Origin of the sequence: Mycobacterium sp. 23, assembly GCF_048287075.1 — a bacterium.
Taxonomy (GTDB): domain Bacteria; phylum Actinomycetota; class Actinomycetes; order Mycobacteriales; family Mycobacteriaceae; genus Mycobacterium; species Mycobacterium gordonae_B.
On sequence record NZ_JBLVUX010000005.1, the window covers coordinates 3252944 to 3264740 of the forward strand.

13 protein-coding genes are annotated in these 11797 nt (G+C 68.1%); 6 read left to right on the plus strand and 7 right to left on the minus strand.

The window, feature by feature from the left end; all coding sequences use genetic code 11:
* Positions 1-3: 3 nt before the first annotated feature.
* Positions 4-420, minus strand: coding sequence for a rhodanese-like domain-containing protein (locus ACNQS7_RS16415; protein ID WP_418013352.1), 417 nt, complete (start codon positions 418-420; stop codon positions 4-6).
* Complete coding sequence (gene purT / locus ACNQS7_RS16420; RefSeq protein WP_418013353.1) at positions 417-1625, minus strand: formate-dependent phosphoribosylglycinamide formyltransferase; 1209 nt, start codon at positions 1623-1625, stop codon at positions 417-419. Before purT ends, ACNQS7_RS16415 begins: the two co-directional genes overlap by 4 nt.
* A 146-nt stretch (positions 1626-1771) precedes the next feature.
* Between purT and ACNQS7_RS16425 the strand changes: the two genes are divergently transcribed.
* The gene (locus ACNQS7_RS16425) at positions 1772-3070 is read left to right on the plus strand and encodes a PPE family protein (protein WP_418016023.1); all 1299 of its coding nucleotides are present in this window, start codon (positions 1772-1774) and stop codon (positions 3068-3070) included.
* Here the strand turns inward: ACNQS7_RS16425 and ACNQS7_RS16430 are convergent, their stop codons facing one another.
* Together ACNQS7_RS16430 and ACNQS7_RS16435 are read right to left on the minus strand one after the other, a co-directional pair.
* A complete protein-coding gene (locus tag ACNQS7_RS16430; RefSeq protein ID WP_055580368.1) occupies positions 3071-3730 on the minus strand; it encodes a PaaI family thioesterase in 660 nt (219 codons plus the stop codon).
* Positions 3727-5025 (minus strand): adenylosuccinate synthase, encoded by a 1299-nt coding sequence (locus tag ACNQS7_RS16435; protein ID WP_418013354.1) that lies wholly within the window; start codon positions 5023-5025, stop codon positions 3727-3729. The genes ACNQS7_RS16430 and ACNQS7_RS16435 overlap by 4 nt, the downstream gene beginning before the upstream one ends.
* An 88-nt stretch (positions 5026-5113) precedes the next feature.
* Here ACNQS7_RS16435 and ACNQS7_RS16440 point away from each other — a divergent pair, with 88 nt between their 5' ends.
* From ACNQS7_RS16440 to ACNQS7_RS16450, 3 genes are all read left to right on the plus strand, one after another.
* Positions 5114-5746, plus strand: a complete 633-nt coding sequence (locus tag ACNQS7_RS16440) for a peptidase M50 (RefSeq protein ID WP_418013355.1) — start codon at positions 5114-5116, stop codon at positions 5744-5746.
* 10 nt (positions 5747-5756) lie between these two features.
* A complete protein-coding gene (locus ACNQS7_RS16445; RefSeq protein WP_418013356.1) occupies positions 5757-6509 on the plus strand; it encodes a site-2 protease family protein in 753 nt (250 codons plus the stop codon).
* Between the two features lie 133 nt (positions 6510-6642).
* Positions 6643-7536, plus strand: a complete 894-nt coding sequence (locus ACNQS7_RS16450; RefSeq protein ID WP_418013357.1) for a cation diffusion facilitator family transporter — start codon at positions 6643-6645, stop codon at positions 7534-7536.
* Here the strand turns inward: ACNQS7_RS16450 and ACNQS7_RS16455 are convergent.
* Complete coding sequence (locus tag ACNQS7_RS16455) at positions 7533-7946, minus strand: DUF3151 domain-containing protein (RefSeq protein ID WP_418013358.1); 414 nt, start codon at positions 7944-7946, stop codon at positions 7533-7535. The genes ACNQS7_RS16450 and ACNQS7_RS16455 overlap by 4 nt on opposite strands.
* Positions 7947-7986: 40 nt before the next feature.
* Between ACNQS7_RS16455 and ACNQS7_RS16460 the strand changes: the two genes are divergently transcribed.
* Complete coding sequence (locus ACNQS7_RS16460) at positions 7987-8796, plus strand: hypothetical protein (protein ID WP_418013359.1); 810 nt, start codon at positions 7987-7989, stop codon at positions 8794-8796.
* Between the two features lie 90 nt (positions 8797-8886).
* Here ACNQS7_RS16460 and fbaA read toward each other — a convergent pair whose 3' ends face one another.
* Positions 8887-9921, minus strand: a complete 1035-nt coding sequence (fbaA, locus tag ACNQS7_RS16465) for a class II fructose-bisphosphate aldolase (protein ID WP_418013360.1) — start codon at positions 9919-9921, stop codon at positions 8887-8889.
* 62 nt (positions 9922-9983) lie between these two features.
* On the opposite strand from fbaA, the gene ACNQS7_RS16470 reads away from it, so the two are divergent.
* Positions 9984-10661 (plus strand): DedA family protein, encoded by a 678-nt coding sequence (locus tag ACNQS7_RS16470; protein ID WP_418013361.1) that lies wholly within the window; start codon positions 9984-9986, stop codon positions 10659-10661.
* Here ACNQS7_RS16470 and ACNQS7_RS16475 read toward each other — a convergent pair.
* Positions 10650-11765, minus strand: coding sequence for a glycoside hydrolase family 76 protein (locus tag ACNQS7_RS16475; RefSeq protein WP_418013362.1), 1116 nt, complete (start codon positions 11763-11765; stop codon positions 10650-10652). The genes ACNQS7_RS16470 and ACNQS7_RS16475 overlap by 12 nt on opposite strands.
* Between the last annotated feature and the right edge of the window lie 32 nt (positions 11766-11797).

Consider the following 11797-nt stretch of genomic DNA (forward strand, 5'->3'; position numbering starts at 1 on the left):
AGGCTAGCCCTGTTTCCAGGGCAGTCCGACCGCGCGCCACCCCGTCTCGCCCCGATGCCCGTGGACGTCGAGCTGACCTTCGAAGCCGTCCAGCACGTTGTAGGACGGCGTGAAGCCGGCCTCGGTCGCGACTTCGGCGGCTCCGATGGAGCGGTTGCCGGAGCGACACAGGAACACCACGGGGCGATCGCCCTCGCCGGCGGGGACCTTGTCCTTCAGTTCCTCAAGGAAGTTGTTGTTGTGCTGTCCGTTGGATTTGTTCCACTCGACGTAGACCACGTCGCGGCCCAGACTCGACAAATCGGGAACCCCCACGAACCGCCACTCGGCGTCGGTGCGCACATCCACCAGCACAGCCTCAGGATTGTCGCTGAGCAATTTCCACGCCTGCAGCGGCGTGATGTCTCCTGCGTAACTCACCCGCGTGAGTCTCGCACATTCAGCCGGGTCGCGACCTCTCGGGCGCGGTCGCGAGCGGCGGTGACCTCCGGCGCGGTGGCCAGCGTCACACCCCACTTGTCCGGCACCGAGGTAGGTTGCTCCTCGGCCGTCGAACCGAACACCCGCAGATCGCTTTCTGGCACCGCAAGAGCGGAAGCCAGCACGTCCCCGCTGGGGGCCACCCCAGGCGCAGCCGGCCCGTGATCGACCAGCCGGGCGGCGCCCGGCGACACCATCATGGTGTCCACGGCAACTCCCAGGACAGCCCGCGCCTGCAGCTCGAAAATCGAAAGCCGCTGGCTACGCAGCGTTACCCAGGCGCTGTCACTCGGACCAGCGGTCACTTCAGCGAAGTACACCTCGTCTCCGTTGATCATCAACTCGACACTGAAGACACCGCGTCCGCCCAGCGATTTGACGATGCGTGCGGCAATCGACTTCGCCGCGTCCACGGCCGCGGTGGTCAGGTGCTGCGGCTGCCAGGACTCCAGCGCACCGGTGTCGTCACCGCCGTGACCGATCGGCGCGCAGAACTCGATGACGGGCCCCGACGGGCCCTCGGTGCGCACCACGATCAGCGTGACCAAAAACTCGACGTCGACCACGGTCTCGGCCCACACCCGGCCACCCGCGCCGGCCAGCTCCCAGGCTCGGGCAACTTCGTCCGCACCCCGGACCACCGACCGGCCGGACCCGTCGACGGCCTTGACCAGCAGGGGGAAACCGGCGTGGGCGGCGACCGCCTCGAGTTCGGCCAATGAATCGACGAACCAGAACGGCGCGGTGGGCAGACCCAGCTCGTCGGCGGCCAGCTTGCGCAGACCCTCCCGGTCCGCCGTCAACCGCACGGCGCGCGCCCCGGGCACCAGTTCGGTGTCCTGGGCTTCGAGCTCATCGAGGACCGTGACGGCCGCGGATGTGTCAAACGCCCCGGGAAGCGTCACCACGAAATCCGGTTGCAGCGCCGCCACGACCGCTGTGAGCTCCTCGGCGTCGGACAGCGTATCGGCATCCGCGGTGATCACCTCGGCGCCCAGTCGCTGCAGCGCCACCGCCAGCTCTTGGCCGGACTCATCGGAACCGAGCAACAGCACCCGAGGCCCGGCACCGGCCTCGGGTTCGGCTGGTTCCTCGACGGCCCATGTCGTCGTGCCCTCTTGTTGTTCGGTCACGCCGTCAGTCACGCACTCAACAATAGGTGCGGCCATCAGAACACCGCGCCGGGACTCATTTCCCGAATTTGTATCTCGCTGCGCGAAAAAGATTAACTGTCTCGGGGGGAGAGGAGATGTGCATGTCGTTCGTGACCGCCCAGGGAAACGCGCTGAATCTGGATTTCGGCGCGCTACCTCCTGAAATCAATTCGGCCAGAATCTATTCCGGGCCCGGGTCGGCTCCCTTGATGCAGGCGGCGGCGGCGTGGGAACGGCTTGCCGAGGAATTGAACGCGACGGCCGAGTCCTACGCTTCGGTGCTCTCCGGCCTCACCAGTCAGGAATGGCTGGGTCCGTCCTCGCTGACGATGGCGGCAGCGGCCACCCCCTACGTGGCATGGATGCGCGGGACCGCCGCTCAGGCCGAACAGGCCGCCACCCAGGCCCTGGCCGCCGCGAACGCCTACGAGGCCGCCTACGCGGCCACCGTTCCCCCGGCAGCCATCGCGGCCAATCGCCATGTCACCCTCTCGCTGGTCCGAACGAACATCTTCGGGCAGAACACGCCGGCCATCGCGACCACCGAAGCGGACTACGGCGAGATGTGGGCCCAGGACATCGTGGCCATGGACGGCTACGCCGGCAGTTCGGAAGCCGCCTCCCAGTTGCCGCCGTTCACGCTGCCGCCCGCGACCACCACCGAGGGCGCGCTGGCCGAGGAGTTGGAAGGCATTGCAATGCCGCGGGCAGTAGGTTCCGCCGCCGCGGTAGCCCCGGCAGCGCCCGTGATCCCGCTGCCCAGCCCCTTCCAAGATCTCGACCTGCTGGTCCTCACCACCGCGGGCCTCGCGGGTGCCAGCCTGATCGTCGCGTTGGGGCAGTACAGCGAAGAGGTCCGCAGCGACCAGGTCGAGGAGGAGGAGCTCGAACAGGGGAACGAGCTGCAGAAAGAAGGACTCGGAGAAGCGGTGCTCATTCCAGCCGAGCAACCGTCCGTCGGTCTGGAGCGGTTCGCGCCCGGGCCTGTCGGAGCCGGAGCGACGGCGGTTTCGGGCTATTCCGCCAGCCTGAACGGCCTGTCGGTGCCGCAGAGCTGGTTCATGCCGCCGGCAGTGCGGCAGGTCACGGCGATGTTCCCCAACAGCACTCCGCTGTACACGGCCGAGGACGGTGGCGGCTACGCCGGCATGGCGGCGGCCGGGCTGGCCGGAACCAGCCTGGCCGGGCTGGCGGCGCGGGCCGGGTCGTCGGCGACCCCGGCCGAGGCCGCACCGAAGGCCGGCGGCTCGGCCGGTTCCGCGGCCACCAGGCCCGCCGCCAACACTCCCGCCATTCCCGCCGCGGCCACCGCAGCACACTTCCCGGGCCTGCCGCAGGGCCTGCCACCGGGGGTGGTGGCTAACCTGGCGGCGACGCTGGCGGCGATTCCGGGCGCGACCATCATCGTGGTGCCACCGAACCCGAACCAGCAGTAATCAGGGCTGTCCGGGCAGCAGGCGAACCATCAGGCCGTTGCCCTCGGCCAGTAGCGCCTCCTCGGCGTCAACCAGCTCGGCCGACACGAACGCTTTGCGGCCCTCGATCCGGGTGACCCGCCCGCGGATGGTCAGCGGCGCGTTGATCGGCGTGATCTTGCGGTAGTCGACATGCAGGAAGGCCGTTCGGCTGATCGGGCGTCCCGCGGCGTGGCTGACCATGCCGAAGGTGTGGTCGAACAGCAGCGGCAACACTCCGCCGTGCACCGCCCAGTTACCTCCGACGTGAAACCGGGTGAAATGCCCCGTCATCTCGACGCCGTCGGCGGCGTAGCGGGTCAGCTTCCAGGGCGGCAGCAGCAAGCTGCCCATGCCGGGCAGGCCGGGGGTGCGGCCGGCCGGCGACTGGCCCGCATCCGCCTCGAACGGCTCCAGTAGGTCCATGAGTGCCGCGGCACGCTCGGCCGCCTCGTCCCACACGTCGTCACCCGGGTCGGCGGACACCGCGAGGTCCTGCAGCCGGCGCATGGTCGCCACAAACTTCCCGAACCCGGGCCCCGGGCTGGCTGGGCCGTACTCAGGAAAACCGCCGTGGTGTTCGTACTCGGGATCTTCGTCCCGGGGATCACCCTGCTGCCCGAGTGACGTGTAATGCGTCACGCGCGAGCCGCCAGGATGTCGCGGCGCACGATCGTCTGATCCCGTCCCGGACCCACCCCGATGCACGAAACTTGGGCTCCGGCAAGCTCTTCCAGCCGCAACACGTAGTCGCGGGCCTTGGCGGGCAGGTCGTCGAATTCGCGCGCGGCGGAGATGTCTTCCCACCAGCCCGGCAGCTCCTCGTAGACCGGCGTGGCGCGGCACAGGTCGCTCTGGGTCATCGGCATCTCGGGCGTGCGCTTGCCGTCGACCTCGTAGCCGACGCAGACCGGCACCGTCTCCAGGCTGGACAGCACGTCGAGCTTGGTCAGGAAGTAATCGGTGATGCCGTTGACGCGGGTGGCGTAGCGGGCGATGACGGCGTCGAACCAGCCGCAGCGGCGCCGCCGCCCGGTGGTGACACCGAATTCGCCACCGGTCTTGGACAGGTACTCGCCGTTCTCGTCGAACAGTTCCGTTGGGAACGGGCCGGAACCCACCCGGGTGGTGTAGGCCTTCAGGATGCCCAACACGGTGCCGATCCGGGTCGGGCCGATCCCCGAGCCCACGGCCGCGCCGCCCGCCGTCGGGTTCGACGACGTCACGTACGGGTAGGTGCCGTGGTCGACGTCGAGCAGGGTGCCCTGCGAACCTTCCAGCAGCACCGTCTCACCGGCGTCCAAGGCGTTGTTCAGCAGCAGCCGGGTGTCGGCGATGCGGTGGCGGAACCCCTCGGCCTGCTGCAGCACCGCCTCGAGGACCTGGTCGGGCTCGAGGGCCTTGCGGTTGTAGATCTTGACGAGGATCTGATTCTTCAGTTCCAGCGCGGCCTCGATCTTGTGCTGCAGCTGGGCGTGGTCGAGCACGTCGGCGGCCCGGATCCCCATCCGCGCGATCTTGTCCTGGTAGCACGGCCCGATGCCGCGCCCGGTGGTGCCGATCTTCTTGCTGCCCATGTAGCGCTCGGTCACCTTGTCGATGGCCACGTGGTAGGGCATTAGCAGGTGCGCGTCGGCGGAGATCAACAGCTTCGAGGTGTCGACGCCGCGATCTTCCAGGCCCTTGAGCTCGTCGAGCAGCACTCCGGGATCGATCACGACGCCGTTGCCGATGACGTTGGTGACGCCGGGCGTCAGCACCCCCGACGGAATCAGGTGCAGGGCGAAGTTCTCGCCGGTCGGCAGCACCACGGTGTGCCCGGCGTTGTTACCCCCCTGGTAACGCACCACCCACTGCACTCGTCCGCCGAGCAGATCCGTTGCTTTACCTTTGCCCTCGTCACCCCACTGGGCGCCGATGAGGACGATTGCCGGCATGACGTGCTCCCAACTCGTCTGGCAGGTTGGGCCGCTTATTGTGGTCCAGCCGGTGACCTACCCTACCGAGCGGTTCCCGAGGAGTGTCATGAATACGGCGGAGAACGCGCCGGGTGTTGTCGTGTGGGTGTCTGACGACGCGCGCCTGCCTCCGGCCTTGCGCGGCCTGCCCACCCTCGGCAACGACGAAATCGGGGCTTGCCGGCGGCTGGTGGTGGTGGGCTCCGATGCCGATCTGGCGACCGTGCTGACCCGGCTGTTGCGCGCCGAGCGGCTCGACGTCGAGGTGGCGTACGCACCGCGCCGGCGTACCCGGGCCACCCGGATATACCGGTTGCCGGCGGGACGGCGGGCGGCCCGGCGCGCGCTGCGGGGTACCGCAAGCCGGGTGCCGCTGATCCGCGACGAGACAGGGACGGCGCTGGTGGGGCGGGCCGAATGGCTGCCGGCCGAGGGGGCGGTCGCGATTCGGGGCGAGGCCGTGGTCGACGACACGGTGCTGTTCGACGGCGAGGTGGCTGAGGTATGGGTCGAGCCGACGCCGGCGTTGCCGGGCCTGCGGGCCGCCGTGCGTGGGCGTTTGCCGCGGTGGGTGAGCGGGCGCGCCGCGCAGTTGGGTACGACCGGTGCCGCGGTGCTGCGTGACGGCGTCCCGGCGCCGCGGGCGGTGCGCCGGTCGGCGTTCTACCGCCACGTCGAGGGCTGGCTGTTGGTTCGGTAGTTTCGACCGGGTGCGCCCCAGCCCGATCTTTCTTGGCCTGGTCGGAGTGACCGGCGCCGGAGCGGCGATGGCGTGGGCGGCCGGCTCGGTGGTACGTCCACTGGCCTACGCCGGAGTGTTCGTCTTCGTCATCGCGGGCTGGCTGGTGTCGCTGTGCCTGCACGAGTTCGGCCACGCCTACACCGCGTGGCGGTTCGGTGACCACGATGCGGCGGTGCGCGGCTACCTGAACCTGGATCCGCGCCGCTACAGCCATTTGGGGCTGTCGCTGGTGCTGCCGATGGTGTTCATCGCGCTGGGCGGGATCGGCCTGCCCGGCGCGGCCGTCTATCTGCAGACCTCATTCATGACGCCGGTGCGCCGCACCCTGGTGAGCCTGGCCGGGCCGGCGATGAACCTAATCCTGGCGGTGCTGCTGCTGAGCGCAACTCGCGTTTTCTACGACCCCGCGCATGCGGTGCTGGCGGCCGGGATGGCCTTCCTCGGCTTCCTGCAGGTCACCGCGGTGGTGCTGAACCTGCTGCCGGTCCCGGGCCTGGACGGCTACGACGCGGTCGAGCCGCACCTGAGCCCGCAGACGCAACGCGCGGTGGCACCTGCCAAGCAGTTCGGCCTGTTCATTCCGCTGGTCGTGCTGCTGGCGCCGGGACTGAACCGGTGGTTCTTCGAGGTCGTCTACTGGCTCTTCGAGCTGTCCGGGGTGCCGCCGCGGCTGTCGATGGCCGGCGGTGCGCTGACCCGCTTCTGGAGTGCCCTGACCTGAGCGGGTGCCCGAGTCGCCCAGACTGAACGCAGGCACAACCCCCGCGGCGTGTCGTGTGCGTGATGTAAGTGTCGCGGCGGGCGACCACCTGAGCCTTGCCATATATGCGTAATTACGCATATATTACCTAACCATGGGCGCCGGACACAGTCACACCCCCGCTGAGGCGGACGCGTCGCGCATGATCCCGCGGATGATCGGTGCCGCGGGGATCCTGGCGACCTTCTTCGTCATCGAACTGACTACCGCTTTGATGATCAACTCGATCGCGCTGCTGGCCGATGCGGGCCACATGCTGACCGACGTGGTCGCCGTGTTCATGGGACTGGTCGCGGTCATCCTCGCCCAGCGCGGCAGTTCCTCACCGGACCGCACCTACGGCTGGCACCGCGCCGAGGTGTTCACCGCCGTCGCCAACGCCGTGCTGCTGGTCGGGGTCGCGCTGTTCATCCTCTACGAGGCCGTCGAGCGGCTCGGCAGCAAGCCGTCGGTGCCCGGCGTGCCGATGATCGTGGTCGCCCTGGCCGGCGTGGCCGCCAACTTCGCGGTGGCGATGCTGCTGCGATCGCACTCCGAGGCGAGCCTGGCGGTCAAGGGCGCCTACATGGAGGTCGTCGCCGACACCGTCGGCAGCATCGGGGTGCTGATCGCCGGCGTCGTGACCGTAACGACGCACTGGCCCTACGCCGACGTGGTGGTCGCCGTCCTGGTCGCGCTGTGGGTGCTGCCCAGGGCGATCGCGCTGGCCCGCTCCGCCCTGCGCATCCTGTCCGAGTCCTCGCCCGCGCACATCGACGTCGACGAACTGCGTTCAGCGCTCAGCGACCTCGAGGGTGTGACCGACGTGCACGATCTGCACGTCTGGACTCTGTCCCCCGGCAAGGACATGGTGACCGCCCACCTCACCAGCACCGCCGATTCGGCGCAGGTGCTCAGTGACGCGCGGGCGCTGCTGTCAGCCCGAGGGCTCAACCATGCCACCGTCCAGATCGACTGCCCGGACGGCCACTGCGAAGAGACGTTCTAGAAGCCGAGCGCCGCGCGGGCCCCGGGGTCACAGTCGTCGAGCAGATCGAGGCAGCGGTTGTATTCGTCGGTCTCCCCGATGGCGTCCGCGGCACGGGCAAGCGCCGCCACACACCGCAGGAATCCGCGGTTGGGCTCGTGCGCGTAGGGCACCGGGCCGAAACCCCGCCAGCCGTTGCGGCGCAGCTGGTCCAAGCCCCGGTGGTAACCGGTGCGGGCGTAGGCGTACGCCGTGATCGCCTTGTCCTCGGCCAGCGCCTCTTCGGCAAGAGCCGCCCAGGCCACTGACGCCGACGGATGGGCTGCGGCGACGATCCCCGGCTTCTCCTTTGCCAGTAGCTCGGCTTCCGCCTCGCTGTCGCCCGGAAGCAGAGTCGGATCAGGTCCCAGGAGGTCACCAGAGGGCGTCATGGCGCCCATTCTGCCAATGCGGCTCGGTTAAGCTGCACGCATGCCCAACGCACCCGAGCCTGACCGCGACGGCACCAGCGGCAAGACGGACGCTGAGCGCGACCCCGACGCCACCGAGGCGCAACCTCTGATCGCCGGCGACTCGGACAGCGAGACGCAGGCGATCGCCACCCGCAACCCGGCCGAGGGTTCGGAGGGTGCGCACCCGGAGCCCGAGCGGCGCTTCACAGCGCCCGGGTTCGACGCGAAGGAAACCCAGGTGATCGCCACCTCGCAGGACGCGGCCACCGAGGCTTTCCACACCCGTCCGGCGGCGGGCACCCCACCGACGCCACCGGCTCCCCCGCTGCCGCCCAAAACCGCTGTCCCCCAATCAATTCCACCGCGTGGCGGGGCCAAGCCGGGAGCCAAGCAGCGTAACTGGGGCTGGGTGCTGGCGGTCGTTGTGATCGTCCTGGCCCTGGCGGCCATCGCCATCTTCGGCACCGTCCTGCTCACGCGCAGCAAGCACGCGAAGGCCTCGCAAGAGGACCAGGTGAAGCAGACCATTCAGAGCTTCGACATCGCCGTTCAACGCGGCGACCTGACCGCCCTGCGCACCATCACCTGCGGCACCACCCGCGACGGGTACGTGGAGTACGACGAAAAGGCCTGGTCAGAGACCTACCAGCGGGTTTCGGCGGCCAAGCAGTACCCGGTGATCGCCAGCATCGACCAGGTCGTCGTCAACGGCCAGCATGCGGAGGCCAACATCACCACGTTCATGGCCTATGACCCGCAGACCCGCTCCACCCGCAGCCTGGACCTGCAGTTCCGCGACGACCAGTGGAAGATCTGCCAGTCCAGCTGACAGACCTCAACTCCCGTCCCGCGCCGAACGTGTTCTGAGGGCGCGTTTTCCGCGAAAATTCCGCCCTGAGAACACGCTCGGCGCCTAAGATCAGCCGGCCAGGGACTTGCCGGCGCAGTGCAGGTCGTTGCAGGCCTCGATGACGCGCTCCGTCATGCCGGCTTCGGCCTTCTTGAGGTAGCTGCGCGGGTCGTAGACCTTCTTGTTGCCGACTTCCCCGTCGACCTTCAGGACGCCGTCGTAGTTGGAGAACATGTGCGCCGCGATGGGGCGGGTGAACGCGTACTGGGTGTCGGTGTCGACGTTCATCTTCACCACGCCGTAGCGCAGCGCCTCCTCGATCTCGGACTTCGCTGAGCCCGAGCCGCCGTGGAAGACGAAGTCGAACGGCTTGGCGTCATCGCCCAGGCCGAGCTTGGCCGCCGCCACCTTCTGGCCCTGGTCCAGGATGTCGGGGCGCAGCTTGACGTTGCCCGGCTTGTAGACGCCGTGCACGTTGCCGAACGTGGCGGCCAGCAGGTAGTGGCCGTGCTCGCCATGGCCCAGTGCCTCGATGGTCTTCTCGAAGTCCTCCGGGGTGGTGTAGAGCTTGTCGTTGATCTCGTTGGCGACGCCGTCTTCTTCGCCGCCGACGACGCCGATCTCGATCTCGAGGATGATCTTCGCGGCCGCGGCCTGCTTGAGCAGCTCCTGCGCGATCTCGAGGTTCTCGTCGATGGGAACCGCCGAGCCGTCCCACATGTGCGACTGGAACAAAGGATTGTCACCCGTGCGAACTCGCTCCGAAGAGATCGCCAGCAAGGGACGGACGTAGGTGTCCAGCTTGTCCTTCGGGCAGTGGTCGGTATGCAGCGCCACGTTGATCGGATACTTGGCCGCGATGATGTGGGTGAACTCGGCCAGAGCCACCGCACCCGTCACCATCTCCTTGATACCGAGGCCGGAGCCGAACTCCGCGCCGCCGGTCGAGAACTGGATGATGCCGTCACTGCCGGCGTCGGCGAAGCCCTTGATGGCTGCGTTGATGGTCTCCGAGGAGGTGCAGTTGATGGCCGGGAACGCGTACGCGTTCTCCTTGGCACGTCCCAACATCTCGGCGTAGATCTCGGGCGTTGCGATAGGCATGAAGGACTCCTTGTACGGAACGTGGTCTGCTCAGTATTGCAACGCCGGTATGTTGAAGCACCATGAGCACCACCGTGACCGCGTCCGGCAGCATCCTGGACCCGATGTTCTGGATCGGCCCGGAGGGTCTGTTCGCCTCCGCGGTGCTGCCGACCATCCTCGTCATCGTCTTCGTCGAGACGGGATTGCTGTTCCCACTGCTGCCCGGTGAATCGCTGCTGTTCACCGGTGGACTGCTGGCCGCCAAGGGGACGCTGGACATCTGGATCCTCGCGCCCGCGGTCGCGCTGGTCGCCATCCTGGGTGATCAGACCGGATACTTCATCGGGCGCCGCATCGGGCCGGCGCTGTTCAAAAAGGAAGACTCCCGGTTCTTCAAGAAGCACTACGTGACCGAGTCGCACGCGTTCTTCGAGAAGTACGGGTCGTGGGCGATCATCCTGGCCCGGTTCATGCCGTTCGTCCGCACCTTCACGCCGGTGATCGCCGGTGTCTCCTACATGCGCTACCCGGTGTATCTCGCGTTCGACATCGTCGGCGGCGTGCTGTGGGGCGGCGGCGTCACCGTGGCCGGTTACTTCCTGGGCACCGTGCCGTTCGTCAACCAGAATCTGGAAAAGATCATTCTGGGCATACTGTTCGTGTCGATGATCCCGGCGTTCATCGCCGCCTGGCGCGGCTACCGATCCCGCCGCAACGCACCTGCACAGGAACCCGAAGAGCTGCCGCTATCCGACTGACTTGACCATTGCGACGTTGTGGGCGGCCTCCATCAGCATCCAGCCCGACAGCTGCACCGACAGGTCCCGCTCGGGGATCGACGAACTGTTCACCGCGCCCTCGACGAACTGCGCCTGCTGACCGCCGGCGCTGGGGATCTCGGCGTCGCGGTCCCAGAAAGCGCCGAACACCGGTAGGCCGTCCACCGTCTGGCGGTAATCCCACGCCGACTTCGCCGACGACAGCACGATGTCGCGGGCGGTGTCGCGAGCGGCTTTATCTTCGGCGGAGTCACCGGGCAGGTCGGTGGCGACCAGGGCCAGGTAGCGGGCGGTGATGCCGGCGAACAGGCCACCGTCACCGCCGCCGGCACTTTTCAGGACGCCGCGGGCCGCCATGTGTTCCTTGACCGCCGCAACAAGCCGGTGCACGCGTGGCCGGTGCCGGTCGTCATGGGTGCGCTTGGCGAGCTCGACTTCCAGTCCGAGCACCACGCCCTGGCAGTAGGTGTATTGGGCCCGCACCAACGAGCCGTCCTTGATGCCGTCGAGCACCAGGTGCGTATCGGGGTCGATGAGGGTCTCGTCGATCCAGTCGGCCATTTGCTGGGCGCGCCGCAGATGCCCCTCGTAACGAGCCAGGAAGATGCCCGCCGGGCCGTTGCCCGGGGCGTTGAAGAACTGATCCTGCTTGCGCCAGGGGATGCCGCCGCCGTCCTCGGGCACCCAAGCGTCGACGAACTGCTTGGCCAGGGTGTGCAGGGCCCGGCTGCGCTCGACGCCGACCAGGCGGGCGGCGCGTTCCAGCGCCAGCGCCAGCCACGCCATGTCGTCGTAGTAGCTGTTGGTCCAGCGCAGGGTGTTGCGCAGCCGGTGCGAGCGGATTTGCCGGTTTATCCGGGTGCGGCGCTCCGGTTGCGGGTCCCGCAGCTGCGCGTCGATCAGGCAGTCCAGCAGGTGGGCCTGCCACCAGTAGTGCCAGGTGCCGAACATGCGGTCCTTGCGGTCCGACGGCCAGGCGACCACACCCAGCTGGGTGCCGGGTAATCCCCAGAGCCGACGCAGGTTGCGTTGCGTGACGGCGGTTTCGGAGGTGGCGGCCCGGTTCGCCCATACCTGATCCATACCTGCCGATCCTGCCCTACCGTTTTCGTTGA

What these genes read in the sequence shown, in the direction of transcription:
- ACNQS7_RS16435 (WP_418013354.1), bottom strand. Translation starts at nt 5,025, where the DNA reads ATGCCGGCAATCGTCCTCATCGGCGCCCAGTGGGGTGACGAGGGCAAA.
- ACNQS7_RS16440 (WP_418013355.1), top strand. Translation starts at nt 5,114, where the DNA reads ATGAATACGGCGGAGAACGCGCCGGGTGTTGTCGTGTGGGTGTCTGAC.
- ACNQS7_RS16450 (WP_418013357.1), top strand. Translation starts at nt 6,643, where the DNA reads ATGGGCGCCGGACACAGTCACACCCCCGCTGAGGCGGACGCGTCGCGC.
- ACNQS7_RS16455 (WP_418013358.1), bottom strand. Translation starts at nt 7,946, where the DNA reads ATGACGCCCTCTGGTGACCTCCTGGGACCTGATCCGACTCTGCTTCCG.
- ACNQS7_RS16460 (WP_418013359.1), top strand. Translation starts at nt 7,987, where the DNA reads ATGCCCAACGCACCCGAGCCTGACCGCGACGGCACCAGCGGCAAGACG.
- fbaA (WP_418013360.1), bottom strand. Translation starts at nt 9,921, where the DNA reads ATGCCTATCGCAACGCCCGAGATCTACGCCGAGATGTTGGGACGTGCC.
- ACNQS7_RS16470 (WP_418013361.1), top strand. Translation starts at nt 9,984, where the DNA reads ATGAGCACCACCGTGACCGCGTCCGGCAGCATCCTGGACCCGATGTTC.
- ACNQS7_RS16475 (WP_418013362.1), bottom strand. Translation starts at nt 11,765, where the DNA reads ATGGATCAGGTATGGGCGAACCGGGCCGCCACCTCCGAAACCGCCGTC.